Genomic DNA, 20,978 nt, shown 5'->3' with positions numbered 1-20,978 from the left:
CGTGGTGGGCTGGATGATCGCTGTTCAACTCGTGAAAGCGAGTTGGAGAGAGGAAAGTCCGAACTCCATAGGGCAGTGCGCCGGGTAACTCCCGGTCGGGGCAACTCGAAGGACTAGTGGCACAGAAAATATACCGCCCTTCGATTCGCCCCTTCGGGCCCCCCGCCGGGCCCCCCCCGCCCCCCCCCCCCCCCCCCCCCCCCCCCCCCCCCCCCCCCCCCCCCCCCCCCCCCGCGCTAGCCTCGGAGAGGCGAGTCGAAAGGTAAGGGTGAAAAGGTGCGGTAAGAGCGCACCGCGTCTGCTGTAAGGCAGATGGCAGGCAAAACCCCGCACGGAGCAAGGCCAAATAGGGAGACGGTCGAGCACCGACGTGCTTCACGGCGCGTGCGGACTCGTAAAGGACGGCCCGTCCGATGTCTCCGGGTAGGCTGCTGGAGCCGGTGAGCAATCACCGGCCTTGAGGAATGATCGTCGCCCGCCATAGCCCGCCGAAGCGCCGAAAGGTGCGGAGGTGGGCGACGGTGGGAACAGAATTCGGCTTACGGCCCGCCACGACGGAAGCTACTTTCTAACGACCGCGAACAAAGATAGAGTACGCCCGGAGGCTGAGGATATGAGTACGACCAAGCGAATCCTGTTGTTCGGTGCCGCGGCCCTGGTGGCGGCGTTTTGGCTCGGACCGGACACGGCCGTGACTGCCGAGCAGTTGGGCGGGCTGGGCCAGGCGCAAGGCCAGGCGGCGGGTCAGGGGCGTGGCCGGGGCGGTGGCCGGGGCGCGGTGATTCGCCCGGTTGACGGCAAGTGCCCGGTGGGCACCGCGATGATCGCGCCGGACCAGTGCTCGCGCACCGTGCCTCCCGTGAATGGTGAGTGCCCATCAGGAACGACGTTGCAGCGCCCCGGCAGTTGCATGTTCCCGGAATTCACGGCGCCGTCCATCCTCGATTACCGCCCCCGCTCCACGCTGGTGGTGGCCGAGCACATGGTGCCGCGGGCGAAGTACCCCGTCATCGATATTCACAGCCACCTGGGTGTGTCTGAGCTGAACCTGGAGCAGACCATCAAGGAGATGGATGCGCTGAACCTTCAGATTCTGGTGAACCTCAGCGGTGGTAGCCAGCCGGACCAGGTAAAGGGCCGCGTGGACTTCATCAAGGGGTCCAAGTACGCGAACCGGTTCGCGGTGTTTGCCAACGTCAACTGGAACCAGCCGGATGCGCCCGGGTGGGCGGCCAAGGCGGTGGCCGACCTGGAAGGTGCAGTGAAGAATGGCGCCATCGGGTTGAAGATCTCCAAAGGGCTGGGCCTGCAGAATGTGAAGACGGATGGTTCGCTGGTCAAGGTGAACGATCCGTTGCTCAAGCCCATCTGGGAGGCCTGCGCGCGACTGAACATCCCGGTCATCATCCACACCGCCGAACCGGAAGAGTTTTTCTCGCCGATGGACTTTCAGAACGAGCGATGGCTTGAGCTGGCGCTGTTTGAGGACCGCCGCAACTACATGCCGGGACGGCCGAAGTTTGCCGATCTCCAGCGCGAGCGCGACGAGTTGTTCATCACCAATCCGAAGACCCGTTTCATTGGCGCGCACTTCGCCTACTACGGGAACAACCTGAAGAAAGCCGCCGAGCTCCTGGACAAGGCCCCCAACGCGGTGCTCGAGGTGGGGGCCGTGCTGTATGACTTCGCGCGGCAGCCGCGCGCGTCGCGCGAGTTCTTCATCAAATACCAGGACCGCGTCCTCTTCGGCAAAGACGCCTACTACCCCGAGGAATACCCGTACTACTGGCGCGTGTTTGAGACCACCGACGAGTATTTCGACTACTACCGCGACTACCACGCGTTCTGGAAGCTGTACGGCATGGACCTGCCCGATGAGGTCCTTAAAAAGCTCTACTACAAGAACGCTCTTCGGGTCGCTCCTGGTCTCCCACAGGCGGGATGGCCGAGGTAGGGACGTCCGTGTAAATGGCGAAATGTCACAAATGTCCGAAATGGCGAAATGCCGGACAAACCAATGCAGGGAAGAATGCTTGAATGTTCTTGGTGATCAGTGGTTGAATCTGCTACTCCAAGGTCATTTCTGCATTGCGCGCCTTCGACATTCGGACATTCTTCCTTCCATTGGTTTGTCCGGCATTTCGCCATTTCGGACATTTGTGACATTTCCCCATTACGATAGTCATCGTTTATGTCTCTGTACTTAGTGACCGGCGGTGCCGGCTTCATCGGCTCGCATCTGGTCGAAGCGTTGTTGAAACGCGGCGATCAGGTGAGGGTCGTCGATAATTTTTCAACCGGCAAACGCGAGAACGTTCCGGCCGGCGTCGATGTCATCGAGGGCGACCTGGCAGACGATGGCGTGGCGGTGCGGGCGGTGGTTGGCTGCGACTACGTGTTGCATCAGGCGGCCATCCCATCGGTGCCGCGTTCGGTCAAAGACCCGCTGGGCACTCATCGCGCAAACGTGGACGGCACCATGCAACTCCTGGTCGCATCGCGCGACGCCGGGGTCAAACGTCTCGTCTTCGCCGGCTCATCGTCTACCTACGGCAACTCAGCGGTGTTGCCCAAACGCGAGGACATGCGGCCGTCGCCGATCACGCCGTACGCGCTGCAGAAGTACATCGGCGAGCAGTACTGCCAACTCTTCACATCGCTCTACGGGCTGGAGACGGTCACGACGCGTTACTTCAACGTGTTTGGCCCTCGTCAGGCGCCAGACTCGCCGTACTCCGGTGTCATCTCCCTGTTCATCAAGGCACTGTTGGCTGGACAGTCGCCGCTGATTCATGGCGATGGCCGGCAGACGCGCGACTTCACGTATGTCGCGAATGTGGTGGACGGCGTGCTTCGGGCGGCAACCGCCGAGGGTGTGAGCGGGGAAGTCATCAACGTGGCCACCGGTGGGCGGATCTCGCTGCTTGAACTGGTGCGGGCCGTGCAGTTGATCCTGGGTTCCGACAAGGCGCCGACGTTTGATCCGCCTCGCGAAGGTGACGTGAAAGATTCACAGGCCGATATCTTCAAGGCTCGCAAGATGCTGGGTTACGACCCCAGCGTGCCGTTCGAAGACGGGCTGCGTCAGACCGTCGCGTGGTTCAAAACGTTGTCAGTCTGACGCCCTCCACGGGCTGACTGACAACGGCGATTTCCTCTTCTCCTCACTCCCCGGCGACGGCCGACTGGTACGTCGCGCGCAACTCCCGTGGCTGCACTCGCTTAGCGAGACGAGAGCGCCGGCGCGGAGTTGGCCTTCAACCTGCAATCTGACCTGACCGGGTACCGGCCAGCCACGCCGTATCAATGCGGCCTCCTGACCTTGCGTTCGGGCGATGTGGCTGTGCCGGTGCCGATGCACTCTTTCCGCGTATGGGACGCGGAAAGGCCATGACGGAGATCAGACACATGCGTAGCTCACTCACGTTGGTTCTCGCCCTCATCCTGACCGTGTTCTCGGCCCAGTCTCTGGCGCAGGCAACCGGCGCGCCCGCACAATCCGGCAAGCCGGCCAAGGAAGGCAAGGAGGCGCCCGCGCTGGCGCCGATCAACCTCAACACGGCCACGGCCGCCGAGCTTGAAGTGCTGCCGGGTGTGGGGCCCGCGACGGCTGCCCGCATCGTTGAGTACCGGCTGAAACAGGGCGGGTTCAAGAAGATCGAAGACCTGATGAACGTGCGTGGCGTCGGCGAGAAGATGTTCCTCTCGCTCAAGCCGATGATTGTGGTCACACCGGGCAAAGGCGTGTGGCTGTAGATCAGCTGTCTGGGCCGACAGGACCCAGAAACCCTGACGGGACGGGGGCCGATCGGCGCCCGTCCCGCGCTGACGGTGCGTCGCTGGTGGAGGTCGTCCTTGCGCTCGCGATCGTGATGTCGCTCTGTGCGATTGGCGTGCCGGCCCTGGCGCATGTGGCGGATGCCAGGCGGACCCGCGACGCCTCTTCTTTTTTGGCGGGCCAATTTCGCATGGCACGTCAGCGCGCTGTCATGACCGGCCGGTACGTCGCCGTCGTGTTTGATGACGCGGGAGGCGAAGTGGGGTGGCGGACGTGTCTGGACGGCGACCGCGATGGGGTGTCCCGTTCTGACATCGCGTCTGGCACCGATCGGTGTGAGAGGGCGGCCGAGGCGGTCTCATTCAGGTTTCCAGACGTGCGAGTGGAGTACCTCCCTGGTGTGCCGAGCCCCGACGGTGATCTGGCGCCGGCGCCCCTGCGGTTTGGCACGGCAGCGATGGCGGCGTTTTCACCAGCAGGGACGGCGTCATCCGGGACGGTTGCCCTGCGCGGAGCGGGCTCGGCGCAGTTTGCCGTGCGGGTGGCCGGCGTCACCGGCCGCACGCGAGTACTGGAGTTCGATCCTGGCCGCCGCGTATGGGTGGAATGAGCGTCGTCCGGCGGTACCGGGTCGGCCGCGATCTCATGCCCGTGGAGTTGACCGAGGAACTCGGACATCTGGAGGGGCGATCGCGTCTCGCGCCAGGGGAAATCGTGGAACTGCTTGATGTGCCTTCGGCGCGCGGTGTTGAGCCGCGTCGAGCCCTCGTAGAGTCGTGGTCGGTATGGACGATGGGTCATGGAGGAACGGTTTATCGCGGCACTTGCCGGTGGATTGAGTCATCAGGGTAACGTCCGGGCCTTCTGGCGTTGCCGTCGCACTCGTCCCTGCCAGTGGAGCGTCGCTGATGAGTTGGCACCAATCGTGATAGTCGTCCCGCGGGAGGCGCGGCAATGATCGTGGGGCAGAGCCTGGTGATGCAGAAACTGCGTGCGGACGTTGTCCGCGTCGGTGCAACGAACTTCACGGTTCTGGTGGAGGGGGAGAGCGGCGTCGGCAAGGAACTCGTGGCCCGGGCGCTTCACGACGTCAGCCCACGGCACCGGGGGCCATTTGTCGCGGTCAACTGCGCAGCACTCGTGGAAACGCTGCTCGAGGCAGAACTATTCGGCATCGAGGAACGGACGGCCACGGGCGTGCGCGGGCGCCGGGGGAAGTTTGAGCTGGCTGAGGGAGGGACGCTCTTCCTGGATGAGGTGGCAGACCTTTCGGTCACAGCGCAGGCCAAGCTCCTTCGCGTGTTGCAGGACATGCGCGTGGAGCGGGTGGGCGGACACAGTACCAGGGCGGTCAACACCCGGGTCATTGCCGCCACCAACCGGCGGCTGGCCGATCAGATGCAGGCCAAGCGCTTTCGCGAGGATCTGTATTACCGGCTCTCTGGCGTCGAACTCAGCGTGCCGCCGCTGCGCCTGCGCCGCGATGACATCCCGCTCCTCTCCAGGCATCTGCTGGAGCGGCATCGCCAGGCGCAGCAGGTGGAGCTTGGCGCGGCGGCGCTCGACGCGCTGATGGCCTTTGACTGGCCCGGGAACGTGCGTCAACTCGAGCGCGTGCTTGAGCGAGCCATCGCGCTTGGCCCCGGCTCGGTTGTGGACGTGGGTGATCTTCCATCGATCGTCACGAAGGGCTATCGCGATCTGGTGGACGACCTGCCAGGTGACATCGAGTCGCTGCGCACCTGGAGCAGCCGCTACGTGCGCGGCGTCCTGGACCGCTGCGATGGCAACAAGCGCAAGGCTTGTGACGTGCTCGACATCAGCTATCACACGCTGCGCTCACATCTTTCGTTCGCGCCCGGCGCCACGCACGGCGACGCGCGAACCCCGTAACGCAGGGTCGCCGATCGATCAGGAGGCTGAATGGCTGACAACACAGGGTAGTGAGGAGGGTGATGGCAATGACAGCAATGAACAACGCAACAAGTGCGCGGTGGGCCGTCGTGGCGGCGATCGCGATGGCCGGCCTGTTGGCGCCGGCGGCCGCACAGGCGGCCGACGGGCCGTCGGTGCGTGTGACGCGGCACGGGACCGGTCGCATCGTGATGGAAGTGGCCGACAAAACAGTCACGGTCCGGAAGGACGTCTCGGCCGATCGTTCGGTGGTGACTCTGACCACGCCAAACGACCGGCTCATTCTCATCGTTCGGCGCGGCGTCCTCAGCCTCAGCGGGCCGGCCGGGGATGTGACGATGGAGGGAGGGGGAGTGGGGGAGTACGGGCAGGTGCTGGCCGTTCTCCAGAGCTCGGAAGCGGCGGCCAGCGCCCGGACGCTTCTGGCGACGATCGCCGAAGGCCCCGACACGTTCGTCGGCCAATCGATGTTGCTGACTCGCGCGCTTCTGGAGTCGGGCAGCGGCAGTTCGAAGGCCATGACTCTGCACCAGGAGTGGGCGGAGGAGCGCGCAGCGGCCCGTGCGGGCGCCAGGCGGGCTACCCTGTCGGGCAGGCCGCAGGTCTTCAAGGTCGCGGTCAGTGACATGGTCCAGCAGCGTGGGCCCGGGGAGTGCTGGGACCTCTACTCGGCCGAAGCTCTTCGCATCGCCAACGACTTTGGCGAGTGCACCGACGACCTGAGGTGGTACGAGGCGCACAAATGGGCGGGATGTTCGCTCATCTACGCCGTGCGATCCGAGGCGGCGATGGCGTGGTTCATCGCCTGCAACGGTGGCGTTCCGTTCAGCGGGTAAGTAACCAACAGGGAGGAAACATGCGCGTCATTGCCGTCGTACTCGCACAGGTCATCATTGCCGTCCTCGTCGGCGGGCTGATCATGCCCGCGGTCTTGTTTTCGGTGCCGCAAACCCGACAGGCCGGTCCCCTGGTCCTGTTGCTCCTTGTCGCACTGATGTTCGGGCTCCTGCGTCTGGCGTGGCCGGCGCCCAAACGCGACCGCTAATGCACGCGCAGCGCTCCGGGGCGGGCCCGCGCGCCCGCCCCGGAATCGGTTTACTGTGGTTGACGATGGGGGGAGGCGATAGTACGTTTGTAGAGACGCCACCATGACGACAACCCCACCAGCAGCAACCCTCAAAAAGACACCGCTCAACGCCCGGCATCGCGCCCATGGAGCTCGCATGGTCGAGTTCGGTGGGTGGGATATGCCAGTCGAATATTCAGGCATTACAGACGAGCACATGACGGTGCGCACGGCCGTCGGATTGTTTGACGTCTGTCACATGGGCCAGATTGAGCTGGCCGGGCCTGATGCGCTGGCGGCCGTCCAGTGGATTTCGTCCAACGATGCGAGCCGGTTGGCCATTGGCCAGATTCAGTACTCCGCCTTGACGACCGCTGAGGGGACGTTTGTGGACGACATCCTGGTCTACAGGATGGGCGAGCAGCACTTCATGTTGGTGGTGAACGCCGGCAACATCATGAAGGACCACCAGTGGATTGTTGCGAAGGTGGCCGAGCATGGCGGCGACGTCTCGGTGGTCAATGCGAGTTCGCGTTACGCGCTGATTGCGATTCAGGGGCCCCTGGCCGAGCGTGTACTGCAGACCCTGACGGATATCGATTTGAGCGCCATCAAGTACTACTGGTTCGACCACGGCGAGGTGGCTGGGGTCCGCGTCACTGTGTCGCGTACCGGGTACACCGGCGAGGATGGGTTCGAGGTGTTTGCGCCGCCTGCCCAGGCCGAGCGGGTGTGGAACGCATTGCTTGAGGCCGGGGCCGCGCATGGGATCAAGCCGTGTGGTCTGGGTGCCCGGGATACGCTGCGGCTTGAGGCCTCGATGCGGTTGTGCGGCAGTGACATGGACGAGGGCACGTCTGTGGTCGAGGCCGGTTTGAGTTGGATCGTCGGCTGGAAGAAGGATGCGTTCCTTGGCGCCGAGCGTCTGCGTGCCCAGAAGGCGGGGAGCCTGGAGCGGCGGCTTGTCGGTTTCGAGATGCGCGACCGCGCCATCGCGCGTCACGGCCATGTCGTGATGGATGGCGAGACCCCGGTGGGTGTGGTCACGAGCGGCACTCAGACGCCGTATCTCAAGAAGTCCATTGGACTGGCGATGGTGCCGCTGGCGCTCTCGGCGCCTGGCACGTCGCTTACAATTGATATCCGGGGCCGGCGAGTGCACGCCGAGGTTGTCCCTGAACCGTTTTATAAGCGCTCAAAACCCGCGTAGGAGTCTTCGTATGTATCCGACCGATCTGAAGTACACCGTCGAACATGAATGGGTCCGCGTTGACGGCGACGATGCCGCGGTGGGCATCACGGATTTTGCCCAGAAACAACTCGGCGATGTTGTGTTCGTGGAGCTTCCCGAGGTGGGCCGCGCCCTGACCAAGGGCGAGGTCTTCGGCACCATTGAATCGGTGAAGGCGGTCTCGGAGCTGTTTTCGCCGGTGTCAGGCACCGTCGTCGCCGTCAATGACGCGCTGGCCGCGCATCCGGACTACGTGAATGGCCAGCCGCACGAGACGTGGATGATTCGAGTGAAGATGTCCGACGCCGGCGAGTTGGACGGCCTCATGAACTCCACCCGCTACGACGCGTTCATCGCGTAAATCGTCGAGGTCACGCCCGTGTCCGATCAGTTTGAAATCCGTCACATTGGCCCCCGTCCGTCTGATCTCCCGCATATGTTGCAGGCGGTGGGTGCCGCAACGATCGACGGGTTGATCGACCAGATCATTCCTGCCGACATCCGGCTCACAGCGCCGATGGAGTTGCCGCCGGCCGAATCGGAGACCGCGTACTTGTCGCGGCTTCGCACCATTGCGGCGCGGAACCGGGTCTGCCGCAGCTACATCGGCATGGGGTACTACGACACGAACACCCCGCCGGTCATTGTGCGGAACGTCCTGGAAAACCCGGGTTGGTACACGCCCTACACGCCGTATCAGGCGGAAATTGCGCAGGGCCGGCTTGAGTCGCTGCTCAATTTCCAGACGATGGTGTCTGACCTGACGGGGATGGAGATTGCGAACGCGTCCCTGCTCGACGAGGCCACGGCGGCGGCGGAGGCGATGACGCTGCTGGCACGCGTGACGAAACGCCAGAACGCGACGACCTTTGTGGTGTCTAACCGTGTGTTTCCGCAGGTCAAGGCGGTGCTGGTCACCCGAGCGGCGCCGCTGGGCATTCAGTTGCGTTTTGTCGATTTCTCGACGCCTGGCGCGGCATCAGGGTTGGGAGAGGACGTCTACGGTCTCTACGTGCAGTCGCCCGATGACCATGGCGAGGTGCACGACCTGCGCGGCCTGATTGAGCAGGCGCACGCGGCTGGAGTACTGGTGGCTGTCGGTACGGATCTGCTGGCGTCGGCGGTGTTTACACCACCCGGTGAGATGGGGGCCGATGTCGTGGTGGGCAGTGCGCAGCGGTTTGGCGTGCCGTTGGGGTACGGCGGGCCGCACGCCGCGTTTTTTGCCACTCGTGAGGCCTATGTGCGGCAGGCGCCTGGGCGCATCATTGGCGTCTCGGTGGATTCCAAGGGACGGCGGGCGTATCGGATGGCGCTGGCCACGCGTGAGCAGCACATCCGCCGCGAGAAGGCCACGTCAAACATCTGCACGGCCCAGGCGTTGCTGGCGAATATTTCCGCGTTTTTCGCGGTGTATCACGGTCCATCGGGGATCAAGGCGATTGCGGAACGGGTACATGGACACGCCTCGCGGTTGGCCGCGGCGGTTGCGGGTCTGGGGTGGACGCAGACGAACCGCGTGCTCTTTGACACAGTGCGGTTTGAGGGAGCGGTGGCGGCGATCGACAAGGTCCGCGCGGCGGCCGAGCGGCTCGGGATCAACCTCAGGTTTCCGGACGCTGGCGTGGTCCAGATTTCGCTGGATGAGACTGTCACGGATGCCGACCTCGCGGATGTCGTGAGTGTGTTCGAGGCCGCCGCCGGCAAGAAGGCGACTGTGCCCGTTCAGGGAGCCGCAGTGGCTGGAGCGTTGGCACGCACGACGCCGTTCCTGACGCATCCGGTGTTCAGCACGTGTGCCTCTGAGACGCAGATGATGCGGTACATCCGCCGGTTGGAGAAGAAGGACATCGGGCTCGACACGGCGATGATTCCTCTTGGCTCCTGCACCATGAAGCTCAATGCGGCGGCCGAGATGATGCCGATCACCTGGCCGGAGTTTTCCAGGCTGCATCCGTTTGCGCCTGTCTCGCAGGCGGCCGGCTACATGCAGGTCATCAAGGAACTGGAAGAAGCGCTGTGTGTGGTGACCGGCTTCGCGGCGATGTCGCTGCAGCCGAACTCAGGCGCACAGGGCGAATTTGCGGGGTTGCTCGTCATCAACGCGTATCACGCGAGTCGGGGTGAATCGCATCGCGACGTGGTGCTCATTCCGCAGTCGGCCCATGGCACCAATCCTGCGAGCGCGGCGATGGTGGGCCTGAAAGTGGTGGTGGTGGCCACGGACCCGCAGGGGAATGTGCGGCTCGAGGACCTGCAGGCGAAGGCTGAAGGACATCGTGACAAGTTGTCGTGCCTGATGATCACCTATCCCAGCACGCACGGGGTGTTCGAGGGGGCGATTCGGGAGATCTGCCGGATCATCCATGACAACGGCGGGCAGGTCTACATGGACGGCGCGAACATGAATGCGCAGGTGGGCCTGACCAGTCCTGCGGCGATTGGCGCCGATGTGTGTCACCTCAACCTGCACAAGACGTTTGCCATTCCCCATGGCGGTGGCGGTCCTGGCATGGGGCCGATTGGTGTGGCCGCGCACCTGGCGGCATTCCTTCCGGGCCATGCGGTGGTTGAGACCGGTGGGACCAGCGCGATCTCGGCGGTGTCGGCGGCGCCGTGGGGCAGTGCGAGCATCCTCCTGATTTCGTACGGGTACATCCGGATGCTTGGCGCTGCCGGCATGACCGCGGCGACGAAGTTCGCGATGCTCAACGCCAACTACATCAAGGCGCGGCTCGAGGGGCACTATCCCGTGTTGTATTCGGGCGCGAATGGCCGCGTGGCGCACGAGTTGATCTTCGACCTGCGCCAATTCAAGGCGCACGGCGTGGATGAGACGGACATCGCGAAGCGGTTGATGGATTACGGGTTCCACGCGCCCACTGTGTCGTTTCCGGTGGCGGGGACGCTCATGGTGGAGCCCACCGAGAGCGAGCCGCTCCAGGAGCTCGATCGGTTCTGTGATGCGATGATCGCGATCTGGTCCGAGGTGCAGGCGGTGATTGATGGGACCGCTGACAAGGTCGACAATCCCCTGAAGAATGCACCGCACCCGGCGGAGGATGTGGCGGCCGACGAGTGGACGCACAAGTACACCCGGGCCCAGGCGGCGTATCCGGTTCCATCGCTGCGCCACCACAAGTTCTGGCCAACGATCTCGCGGATCGACAATCCGTTTGGCGACCGCAACCTTGTGTGTGCGTGTCCGCCGCTTTCTGACTACGAGTAAACCTCGTCACGACGGATCTACACGGAGGCACGGAGGCCACCGAGGCTTTTCCTTCACGACGGATCTGCACGGACCGGGCCAGGCTTTGCCTTCACGACGGATCTACACGGAGGCACGGAGGCCACTGAGGCTTTTCCTTCACGACGGATCTACACGGAGGCGCGGAGGCCGCTGAGGCTTTTCCTTCACGACGGATCTACACGGAGGCGCGGAGGCCACGGAGGCTTTTCCTTCACGACGGATCTACACGGAGGCACGGAGGCCACGGAGGCTTTTCCTTCACGACGGATCTACACGGAGGCGCGGAGGCCGCTGAGGCTTTTCCTTCACGACGGATCTACACGGGGCACCAGAGGCCACGGAGGCTACCTTCACGGCGGATCATCCGGAGCCGGCGGGTCTCCACAGCATGCGCCGGACGCCCTCTATCAGCACCGGGACGTTGAAATTGATGAGGAGCCCCGTTGGCAGGCCTGTCAGCTTCAAGTAGGTCAGCAACTGTGCCTTGTGAACGGGTTGCAGCGTTTCGATAGCCTTGAGTTCAACCAGGACCCGTTCTTCGACCACGAAGTCCACCCGGAACGCTGTTTTGACGGAGAGGGTCTTGTACTCGATGGGTACAGCAACCTCGCGACGGAAGTCCAAACCCGCCGCCTCCAGTTCGCACGCAAGGCAAACGTCATAGACCGACTCGAGAAGGCCCGGACCTGTTCGCCGGTGGACTTCAATTGCGCACCCGATAATTTGTTCGGTCAGTGGATCATGCAGGTCGCTCATGCCACCGGATCCAGCAAGAACCTCGCCAAGCATCGCAGAAGGCTCTGCCGAGCATGGTGCCGCGGGCCCTCTTTGGTCCGCCTCCCTCATGAGAGTTTCGGCGGGCCCAAAATACCCGGCAGCCCAGGGATGGGACGCCCACGACCCATCTCGAGCGTCCCCGTGAGGTCCGTCGAAATCTGTGGCGGCGCAAAGCCTCCGTGCCTCGGCGTCTCCGTGTGGATCCGTCGTGACGAACACTCTCTGAGGTCTCCGTGCCTCCGTGCAGATCCGTCGTGACGAAACATCTCTGAGGTCTCCGTGCCTCCGTGTAGGTCCGTCGTGACGAAAACTCTCTGAGGTCTCCGTGCCTCCGTGTAATCCGTCGTGACGCAAAGGCTCTGCGGCCTCCGCATCTCCCTGTGATCCGTCGTCAGCCCGTGCGGCGTCGGAATTCCGCCAGGAGGCTGGCCGTCAGCGGCCCCGGCGCGCCGGTGCCGATCACGTGGGTATCGACGGCCACCACCGGCGTGACCTCGCGTGTCGTCCCCGTGATGAACGCTTCGTCCGCACCGAAGACGTCGGCAGGCGTGAAGTCTGATTCGTTCGTCTCAATTCCCAGGTCGCGAGCGATGTCGATGACCCACGCGCGCGTGACGCCCGGAAGGAGTCCAGAGGCGAGCGGCGCCGTCCTCAGGCGCCCCTGCGTCACGATGAAGAAGTTGGACTGGGAGCATTCAACGATGGCCCCGTCCTGATTCATCATCAGCGCTTCGTCGGCGCCGTGGCGCAACGCTTCCTGCATGGCCAGCGCGTTGTTGAGCAGGTTGTTGGACTTGATCGCGGGGTTGAGCGCGTCGGGGTGATTGCGTCGAATCGAGACGAGCGATACGCGAATGCCGTGTGTGAAGGTGTGCTCCGGCGGAGCGGGGAAGGGCTTCACGATGATGACGAGTGTGGGCGCCGGGCAGGCCTCCGGGTTGTAGGTCAGGCCTCCGACGCCGCGAGTGAGGAGGATCCGGATGTACGTATCGCCGACTGCGCCGAAATGGTCCGTGTAGCCGCGCGTGGTGTCGCGAATATACGCGGCCATCTGGTCGTCGGTGTACGGCACGTCGAGGGCCATCAGGCCGGCCGAGCGACGCAGGCGATCCATGTGCGGGCCGAAGAGGAACGGTTCGCCGCGATAGGTGCGCAGCGTTTCGTACACGCCCTCGCCATAGAGGAACCCGTGATCGAACACCGGCACCACGGCGTCCTGCGCCCGTGTGATGGTGCCGTTGACAAACACTGCCGCTTGAAGGGAAGACATATCGCGAGCTTGCCTCGCCGAAGTTCCGCCGAAGCGCATCAGCGCGAAGGCGAACGAAGGCGGGTTGCGCGAGTCTAGCACACGCGATACGCTCCGGTTATTCGTATGCGAGTGCTCACCCGTCAGCAGATGCGCGACGCCGACCAGCAGACTACCCAGGAAATCGGCATCGCCTCGCTGGTGCTGATGGAAAACGCCGGACGTCAGGTTGTGGCGTCGATGGAATCGGCCTTCGAGGATCTGTCGGGCCTGCACGTCGCGGTGGTGTGCGGGAAGGGGAACAACGGCGGCGACGGATTTGTGGTGGCGCGGACGTTGTATGAGCGCAGCATCACGGTGTCGGTGTATCTGCTCGGCGTGTCCGCCGACGTGCGGGGCGACGCCCGCATCAACCTCGGCGTGCTGCGCGCCCTGGAGCTGGATGTGGTGGAGATTGCCGATGCCTCCGCCTGGGAGTTGCATGGCTCCGACGTGCTCGCGGCCGATCTGATCGTTGACGCCATTTTCGGGACAGGTTTTTCCGGCCCCGCGACCGGTCTGGTCGAGACGGTGATCGCCGATATCAATGCGGCCGCAACTCCAGTAGTCGCCATCGACCTGCCGACCGGCCTTGATGCGGATACCGCCGAGGTTACGGGCCCGGCCGTGGCCGCCACGCTGACTGTGACGCTTGGGGCACCCAAGCTGCCGCTGGTGATGCCGCCGGCCGACCGTCTGGTCGGCAGCCTCGTGATCGCCGACATCGGCATTCCGCGCAGCGTGATTCAGGGCCTCGACGGCCCATGGCTTGAACTCGTCACCAGGGAGCGCATGCGGGCACTGGTGACACCACGCGTGGCCGAGTCGCAGAAAGGCGACTATGGGCGCGTCCTGATCGTGGCCGGGTCACGCGGGAAGACGGGCGCCGCCTACCTGTCGGCCTGCGCAGCCCTGCGGTCGGGTGCCGGTCTGGTAACCATCGCCACGCCGATGTCGTGTCAGCCCATCCTGGCTGGCCTCGGCGTGGAATACATGACCGAAGGCCTGCCAGAGACCGGCGACGGCCAAATCGCCTGGGAGGCCCTGGAGCAGATTCTGGAGGCCGACGCGGATGTCATCGCCATCGGCCCTGGCCTGGGACGGGCGCCGGCGACGATGGCGCTGGTGCAGGCGGTGGTGGAGCGCGCGGGCGTGCCGATGGTGCTCGATGCCGACGCGCTCTTTGCGTTTGTCGGGGAGTCCGACCGACTGGTGGGGCGCGATGGCGCGGACATCATCATCACGCCGCATCCCGGCGAAATGGCACGCCTCACCGGCCTCACTGTTGAAGCCGTACAGGCCGACCGGGTCGAAGTCGCGCGAACCTTCGCGACCACGCACCGCGTACATGTCGTCCTGAAGGGGCACCGCACGGTCGTAGCCACGCCGGAAGGGAAGGCCTACATCAACCTGACCGGGAATCCCGGAATGGCCTCTGGCGGCACCGGGGACGTCCTGACGGGGGTCGTGGCGGCCTGGTTTGGCCAGTTGCTCGATGCGGAGGACGCGGCGCAGCTGGGCGTCTACCTCCACGGCCTGGCGGGGGACCTTGCGGCGGCCGATGAAGGCGAAACCGCCATGATCGCCGGCGACATCGTAGACCGCCTGGGCGACGCCGTGCTGGAACTGACGGCGACACGGCGCCGCAAGCCCGAGGAGGCGCAGGAGTGAGGACCATTCACACCACCTCGGAGGAAGAGACCACCGAGGCGGGCAAGAACATCGCGGCCGAGTTGCGGGTGGGAGACGTCGTGTTGATCGACGGGCCCCTGGGCGCAGGCAAGACGGCCTTTGTGCGTGGTCTGGCCGAAGGACTCGGTGCGGACCCCAACGACGTGTCGAGTCCGACGTTCACAATCCTTCAGCAGTACGGCGGGTCGCTGCCGTTGTACCACGCCGACCTTTATCGGTTGACGCCTGCGGAGGTCACGGACTTGGGGCTTGAAGAAACCGGCCTCGACGGCATCCTCGCCGTGGAGTGGCCGGACCGATGGGCGGAGCGGCCGATGACGGCCCATCAGGTGGCGATCGACGATCAGGGCGGAGACGACCGCCGCATTCGCATCCGGCGCTGACGCGCCTTACTCGACGCGGTAGTTCGGCGCTTCCTTGGTGATGATCACGTCGTGGACGTGACCCTCGCGCATCCCGGCGGCCGTCACGCGAATGAGTTCGGCGTCGCGCTGAAGGGTCGGAATGTCGGGGCACCCGGTGTAACCCATGCCGGCGCGCAGGCCACCGATGAGCTGGTGAATCATCGCCGAGACGCTGCCCTTGTGGGCCACGCGGCCTTCAATCCCCTCGGGGACCAGTTTTTCCACCCCTTCAGCGCCGTCAAGGTCGAACTCGTCCTGGAAGTACCGGTCGCGGCTGCCGCGGCGCATCGCGCCAAGCGAGCCCATCCCGCGGTACTCCTTGAAGCTCCGGCCCTGATAGAGAATGACCTCGCCCGGGCTTTCGTCGGTGCCGGCAAAGAGGCTGCCAATCATGACGGCGCTCGCGCCTACGGCGAAGGCCTTGGTCAGGTCGCCCGAGTAACGGATACCGCCGTCGGCGATGATCGGCACATCGCGATCGCCGGCCGCGCGCGCACACGCGGCCACGGCGCTGATCATCGGCACACCGATGCCGGCCACGACACGTGTGGTGCAAATGGAGCCCGCGCCGATGCCGACCTTCACGGCGTCAACCCCGCGGTCGATGAGCGCGGTTGTGGCGCCGGCGGTTGCCACATTACCGGCCACCAGATCCACATTCGGGTACTCGCCGCGAAGCTTCTCCACCATGTCGAGCACACCCTGCGAGTGGCCGTGCGCCGTATCGATGACGAGCACGTCCACGTGCGCGGCCACCAGGGCAGCGGCGCGCTCCGGCGTGTCCTTGCCAACACCGATGGCGGCTCCCACGCGCAGGCGGCCGAGGTCGTCTTTGCACGCGTTCGGATATTTGATGAGCTTCTGGATGTCCTTGACGGTGATCAACCCCTTGAGCCGGTAGTCAGCGTCCACCACCAGGAGCTTCTCCACCTTGTGGTGATGGAACATCTCACGCGCGGTATCGAGGTGCGTGCCCACCGGCACCGTGATGAGGTTCTCGGTGGTCATGATCGCCGAGATGGGGCGGTCCATACTCGTGGCGAATCGCAGGTCGCGGTTGGTCAGGATGCCAACCAGCCGCCCCTCCTTGCTCCCATCGTCGGTAATCGGCACACCGCTGATGCGGTAGCGCTTCATCAGTTCGAGCGCCTCGAAAATCTGATGGTTGGGGGAGAGGGTGATCGGATTCACGATCATGCCGCTCTCGGACCGCTTGACGCGGTCCACTTCCGACGCCTGTTCCTCGGGGCTGAGGTTCTTGTGAATGATGCCGATGCCGCCGTGTTGCGCCATCGCAATGGCCAGGCGGCTCTCGGTGACGGTGTCCATGGCCGCCGAGAGGATGGGAACGTTCAGCTTGATTCGCCGGGTCAGGCGCGACGCGACGTCCACCTTGCTCGGCAGCACCTGCGAGTGCCGCGGCACCAGCAGGATGTCGTCAAACGTCAGGGCCTCGGTGAGTCCCGCCATAACCTGCGCTGCCGCCCCCAACTTCTCGCTCATCGAATCTCCATCATTCATTCATGACCTTCGCACGCCAGCACCCGGGCACGTCAGCACTCAGCACGTCAGCACTGAGCACCACGGGGCCGCCTAGGCCCCATGGCACTTCTTGAATTTCTTGCCGCTGCCGCAATGACAGGGATCGTTGCGGCCAATCTTCGGCTCATCGCGCCGCACCGTCTTGAGATCGGCGTCATCGCCGCCGGTGCGTGCCGGTGTCGGCGCTCCCAGTGACGCGCCGCGCGGTAACGACGACGCCGCAGGAGCGGTTGTCGAACTGCCGCCGCTGAACGTCATGGGTGGCGCTTTGCGTGGCGGGGGAGCCACCACCGGGGGAGCCGCTTCGCCGCTCTCGGAGAGCACGGGCCGGAGGCGCCACAAGTACCGGACGATTTCTTCGTCGATCCGATCCTTCATGGATTGGAAGAGCGTGAAGCTCTCTTTTTTGTACTCGACGAGCGGGTCGCGCTGGCCGTAGCCGCGCAGGCCGATGCCTTCCTTCAGGTGGTCGAGGCTGTAGAGATGGTCTTTCCACTGGGCGTCGACGATCTGGAGCATGATGTCGCGCTCCACGCGCCGCAGAATTGAGGGGTCGGCCTCGAGGACCTTTTCCTTCTCGGCATACTGCGACACGGCGAGTTCGAGGATCGCATCGATGATGCCGTCAGACGTCATCGTGTCGAGTTCGAGCGCGCCAAGCCTGGCCGCGTCCAACCCAAACATATCGGCGGCCGCCAGGCGCAGCGCCACGAGGTCCCACGTCTCCGGGTCCACGTCCTTGGGCGCGTGGGTATCGACCAGATTCCCCAGCACGTCTTCGGCCAGGCTCATCAGGTAGCCGCGCGTGTCCACTTCCTCTTCTTCGGAGATGCGCACCTGCCCGTCAAGCAGCTGCCGGCGAAGCGAATACACACTCTCGCGCTGCTTGTTCATGACGTCGTCATACTCAAGCAGGTGTTTGCGGGTGGAGAAGTTCTGGGCTTCCACCTGTTTTTGCGCGCGCTCGATGGCTTTGGTGACCATGCGCGCCTCAATGGGCACGCCTTCTTCCATTCCCAGACGCTCCATCAGACCCGAGATGCGGCCCGAGCCCATAAAGATGCGCATGAGGTCGTCTTCGAGCGAGAGATAGAAACGCGACGAGCCCGGGTCGCCCTGGCGGCCGGCGCGGCCACGCAACTGATTGTCGATACGGCGCGCCTCGTGGCGTTCGGTACCGATGATGTGAAGGCCACCGGCCTTGACCACCGCTTCATGATCCGCGTCGGCGTCGGCCTTGAGCACGGCGTAGATGCGCTCGTAGTCGGGCCGTGGCACCCGGTAGAAGCTGTCGATGTGGAAGAAGTAGACGAACTCTTCGTCGTCGACGTACTTCTCCTGGCCCTTGGGCAGGCGCTCGGCCACCTGTTCGATCAGCGTCTGCTGTCGGGCTTTGAATTCGGGGTTACCGCCCAGCAGAATGTCGGTGCCGCGGCCGGCCATGTTGGTGGCGATGGTCACGGTGCCCTGACGTCCCGCCTGCGCCACGATCTCGGCTTCCTGCGCGTGGTATTTGGCGTTGAGCACGACGTGCTTGACGCCGCGCCGCTTGAGCATGTTCGAGAACTTCTCGGACTTCTCAATCGACACCGTGCCGACCAGGGTGGGCCGTCCCGTCTTCTGCTTCTCGGCAATGTCGTTGACGATGGCCTCGGCCTTTTCGGCGTCGGTGCGATAGACGGTGTCGGGCTCCTCGATGCGCTGCAGCCCGCGGTTGGTGGGCGCCACGATCACATCGAGCTTGTAGATCTTGTTGAATTCCTCGGCCTCGGTTTCGGCCGTGCCGGTCATTCCCGAAAGTTTCTCGTATTTGCGGAAGTAGTTCTGGAAGGTGATGGTGGCGAGCGTCTGGTTCTCGCGCTCGATCTTGACCTTTTCCTTCGCCTCAACGGCCTGGTGCAAGCCGTCGCTCCACCGGCGGCCCGGCATGAGGCGGCCCGTGAACTCGTCGACGATCAGGATCTGGCCGTCCTTGATCATGTAGTCCACGTCCACCTTGAACAGCGCGTGCGCCCGCAGCGCCTGGTGGATGTGGTGGAGCAGTGGCATGTTGGCCGGGTCGTACATCCCGCTTGAGCCCGCGACGATGCGGTGGGCCAGCATCTGTTCGGCCTTCGCCATGCCGCTCTCTGTCAACTGCACAGTCTTGTGCTTCTCGTCGACGAGGAAGTCGCCCGTCGTTTCCAGGGCTTCGCGATCTTCCGCTTTGACGTTGCCCTGCGTGACCGCGCCGGCCTTGAGTTTCGGGATGATCTTGTCCACCTCGTAGTAGAGGTCGGTGGACTGTTCAGCGGGACCCGAGATGATCAGCGGCGTCCGCGCTTCGTCGATCAGGATGCTGTCGACTTCGTCAACGATGGCGAAGAAGTGGCCCCGCTGCACGTAGTGCCCGAGGTCGTATTTCATGTTGTCGCGCAGGTAGTCGAAGCCGTATTCGTTGTTGGTGCCGTACGTGATGTCGCACCGGTACGCCGCCTGGCGATCGGCGTCGTTCAGGTCGTGCTGAATGACGCCCACGGAAAGGCCCAGGAAGCGATAGAGCCGGCCCATCCACTCCGAGTCGCGGCGGGCCAGGTAGTCGTTCACGGTGACGACATGGACGCCCTTGCCGGCGAGGGCGTTGAGGTAGGCGGGGAGTGTGGCGACCAGTGTCTTGCCTTCGCCGGTTTTCATTTCAGCGATTCGGCCGCCGTGCAGCACCATACCGCCGATGAGCTGCACGTCGAAGTGCCGCATGTTGAGCACGCGCCGCCCGCCCTCGCGTACCACTGCAAAGGCCTCGGGCAGCAGGTCGTCGAGCGACTCGCCCTGGGCCAGCCTGGCCTTGAAGGTTTCGGTTTTGGCCCGGAGCTCCGAGTCTGACAGGGAGGTGAGGGGCGCCTCGAGGGTGTTGATCGTGGCGACAAGCGGCCGCAAGCGCTTCAGTTCGCGCTCGTTCTGGGTCCCGATGATTTTACCGAGGAGAGTGTTGATCATGCTGGCATCCCGCACGGAGGGGATTCCAACGATTCTACACGGAAAATCTGGTGGGAGCGGACCGGCTACGGCCGGGCGAGCAGGCGCAGCGGATTGATCGTCTGCCCGTTGAGCAGAATCTCGTAGTGCAGGTGCGCGCTGGTGGCGCGTCCGGTGGAGCCCACGTAGCCAATGATGTCGCCGCGCTTGACCTGCTGGCTGGTGCGCGCGGTAATCCGCGACATGTGACCGTAGCGGGTCGAAATGCCGAAGCCATGGCGCACCACCACGGCATTGCCGTAGTTACCGGAGTAGCCGGACGATTCCACGGTGCCGTCTGCGGTGGAGCGAATCGGCGTGCCGCTCTGTGCCGCGATATCAAGGCCGGGATGGAAGTCGGGGCCACCCGTGAACGGGTCTTTGCGGCTGCCGAACATCGAAGACAGGTAACCGACGACCGGCCAGATGGACGGTGTGGCTGCAGCAAGCGCCTGCTGCTTTTCGACGCCCGTGCGCACGGTCTCAAGGCGCGCTTCGAGCGAGCCGAGCAGGCTTTGCAGAATACCGAACGTGTCGTTTGGAGAGCCGAGCGACGCAGTCACCGGCGGCGTTGTGGCGGCCGCGCCGCCACCACCCACGCCCATTGCGCGATTCTTCACCAGCGCAGGCAAGTTGTCGATCGCACGCTTGGCAGCGGGATCCAACCGCGCGTCTTCACCAAGTTCGGTGATGGCGGTTTGCAGTGTCGAGATTTGCGCGGCCAGTTCTCCGGTCGCGGCGCGGTAGCTGTCGTTCTCGATCCGCAACGCGTCAGTCTGCTGCGCCAGGCGGGTGATCTCCGCTTGTCCCGACCAACGAGCACCGAGGCCCATCAGCACCGGCACACACAACACACCGATCACCGCCAATGCCACAGGGCGACGGGCAACCGTCATCCGCCGGACGGCTCCGGTCTGTCTATTGGCGATGAGGACGGTGTATTTCGGTGAACGCATGCCCAGTGTCGAAATGTAGCACAGGCTCACCCGAAAGACCAAATCAGGCAAGGGGTTAGCGTCACCGAGTCACATCAGTTAAACAT

18 protein-coding genes and 1 other RNA gene are annotated in these 20,978 nt (G+C 64.2%); 14 read left to right on the top strand and 5 right to left on the bottom strand.

The features are described from left to right. Window position 1 precedes the first annotated feature (1 nt). The 12 genes from rnpB (at window position 2) to gcvP (ending at window position 11,218) form a co-directional block, all read left to right on the top strand. Window positions 2-557, top strand: an RNA gene (rnpB, locus tag IPL75_14500) — RNase P RNA component class A. A 353-nt stretch (window positions 558-910) separates the two neighbouring features. Continuing rightward, the gene (locus tag IPL75_14495; GenBank protein ID MBK9241432.1) at window positions 911-1,954 is read left to right on the top strand and encodes an amidohydrolase family protein; all 1,044 of its coding nucleotides are present in this window, start codon (window positions 911-913) and stop codon (window positions 1,952-1,954) included. Window positions 1,955-2,191: 237 nt separating this feature from the next. Further along, the gene (locus tag IPL75_14490; protein ID MBK9241431.1) at window positions 2,192-3,121 is read left to right on the top strand and encodes an SDR family oxidoreductase; all 930 of its coding nucleotides are present in this window, start codon (window positions 2,192-2,194) and stop codon (window positions 3,119-3,121) included. Window positions 3,122-3,408: 287 nt separating this feature from the next. After that, the gene (locus tag IPL75_14485; GenBank protein ID MBK9241430.1) at window positions 3,409-3,756 is read left to right on the top strand and encodes a helix-hairpin-helix domain-containing protein; all 348 of its coding nucleotides are present in this window, start codon (window positions 3,409-3,411) and stop codon (window positions 3,754-3,756) included. Between the two features lie 86 nt (window positions 3,757-3,842). Beyond that, window positions 3,843-4,388 carry a GspH/FimT family pseudopilin gene (locus IPL75_14480; GenBank protein ID MBK9241429.1) on the top strand — a complete coding sequence of 182 codons (546 nt, stop codon included), beginning with the start codon at window positions 3,843-3,845 and terminating at the stop codon, window positions 4,386-4,388. Then, window positions 4,385-4,630: a hypothetical protein gene (locus IPL75_14475; protein MBK9241428.1), complete on the top strand. Its 246-nt coding sequence runs from the start codon at window positions 4,385-4,387 to the stop codon at window positions 4,628-4,630. Before IPL75_14480 ends, IPL75_14475 begins: the two co-directional genes overlap by 4 nt. A 102-nt stretch (window positions 4,631-4,732) precedes the next feature. Continuing rightward, entirely contained in the window at window positions 4,733-5,671 is a 939-nt protein-coding gene (locus IPL75_14470) for a sigma-54-dependent Fis family transcriptional regulator (GenBank protein MBK9241427.1), read from the top strand. Between the two features lie 77 nt (window positions 5,672-5,748). Beyond that, complete coding sequence (locus IPL75_14465; GenBank protein ID MBK9241426.1) at window positions 5,749-6,528, top strand: hypothetical protein; 780 nt, start codon at window positions 5,749-5,751, stop codon at window positions 6,526-6,528. A 20-nt stretch (window positions 6,529-6,548) separates the two neighbouring features. Then, window positions 6,549-6,737 (top strand): hypothetical protein, encoded by a 189-nt coding sequence (locus tag IPL75_14460; protein MBK9241425.1) that lies wholly within the window; start codon window positions 6,549-6,551, stop codon window positions 6,735-6,737. A gap of 103 nt (window positions 6,738-6,840) precedes the next feature. Further along, a complete protein-coding gene (gcvT, locus tag IPL75_14455; protein MBK9241424.1) occupies window positions 6,841-7,968 on the top strand; it encodes a glycine cleavage system aminomethyltransferase GcvT in 1,128 nt (375 codons plus the stop codon). 10 nt (window positions 7,969-7,978) lie between these two features. After that, window positions 7,979-8,350: a glycine cleavage system protein GcvH gene (gene gcvH, locus IPL75_14450; protein ID MBK9241423.1), complete on the top strand. Its 372-nt coding sequence runs from the start codon at window positions 7,979-7,981 to the stop codon at window positions 8,348-8,350. Next, on the top strand, window positions 8,351-11,218 hold the full coding sequence (gcvP, locus tag IPL75_14445) for an aminomethyl-transferring glycine dehydrogenase (GenBank protein ID MBK9241422.1): 2,868 nt from the start codon (window positions 8,351-8,353) through the stop codon (window positions 11,216-11,218). A 381-nt stretch (window positions 11,219-11,599) separates the two neighbouring features. Here gcvP and IPL75_14440 read toward each other — a convergent pair whose 3' ends face one another. After that, entirely contained in the window at window positions 11,600-11,995 is a 396-nt protein-coding gene (locus IPL75_14440; protein MBK9241421.1) for a GxxExxY protein, read from the bottom strand. 412 nt (window positions 11,996-12,407) lie between these two features. Beyond that, window positions 12,408-13,286 carry an aminotransferase class IV gene (locus tag IPL75_14435; protein ID MBK9241420.1) on the bottom strand — a complete coding sequence of 293 codons (879 nt, stop codon included), beginning with the start codon at window positions 13,284-13,286 and terminating at the stop codon, window positions 12,408-12,410. Window positions 13,287-13,391: 105 nt separating this feature from the next. On the opposite strand from IPL75_14435, the gene IPL75_14430 reads away from it, so the two are divergent. Continuing rightward, a complete protein-coding gene (locus tag IPL75_14430; protein ID MBK9241419.1) occupies window positions 13,392-14,975 on the top strand; it encodes an NAD(P)H-hydrate dehydratase in 1,584 nt (527 codons plus the stop codon). Then, complete coding sequence (gene tsaE, locus IPL75_14425; protein ID MBK9241418.1) at window positions 14,972-15,379, top strand: tRNA (adenosine(37)-N6)-threonylcarbamoyltransferase complex ATPase subunit type 1 TsaE; 408 nt, start codon at window positions 14,972-14,974, stop codon at window positions 15,377-15,379. The genes IPL75_14430 and tsaE overlap by 4 nt, the downstream gene beginning before the upstream one ends. A 6-nt stretch (window positions 15,380-15,385) precedes the next feature. Here the strand turns inward: tsaE and guaB are convergent, their stop codons facing one another. The 3 genes from guaB to IPL75_14410 all read right to left on the bottom strand — a co-directional run bounded on the left by guaB (window position 15,386) and on the right by IPL75_14410 (window position 20,892). Beyond that, complete coding sequence (gene guaB / locus IPL75_14420; protein MBK9241417.1) at window positions 15,386-16,870, bottom strand: IMP dehydrogenase; 1,485 nt, start codon at window positions 16,868-16,870, stop codon at window positions 15,386-15,388. A gap of 123 nt (window positions 16,871-16,993) precedes the next feature. Beyond that, on the bottom strand, window positions 16,994-19,918 hold the full coding sequence (secA, locus tag IPL75_14415; GenBank protein ID MBK9241416.1) for a preprotein translocase subunit SecA: 2,925 nt from the start codon (window positions 19,916-19,918) through the stop codon (window positions 16,994-16,996). Between the two features lie 65 nt (window positions 19,919-19,983). After that, window positions 19,984-20,892 (bottom strand): M23 family metallopeptidase, encoded by a 909-nt coding sequence (locus IPL75_14410; protein MBK9241415.1) that lies wholly within the window; start codon window positions 20,890-20,892, stop codon window positions 19,984-19,986. Window positions 20,893-20,978 lie beyond the last annotated feature (86 nt).

The organism is Acidobacteriota bacterium (genome assembly GCA_016716905.1).
Lineage (GTDB): Bacteria > Acidobacteriota > Vicinamibacteria > Vicinamibacterales > SCN-69-37 > SYFT01.
Note: the sequence above shows the minus strand (reverse complement) of the source record. Positions and strands in the feature narration are given on the sequence as shown.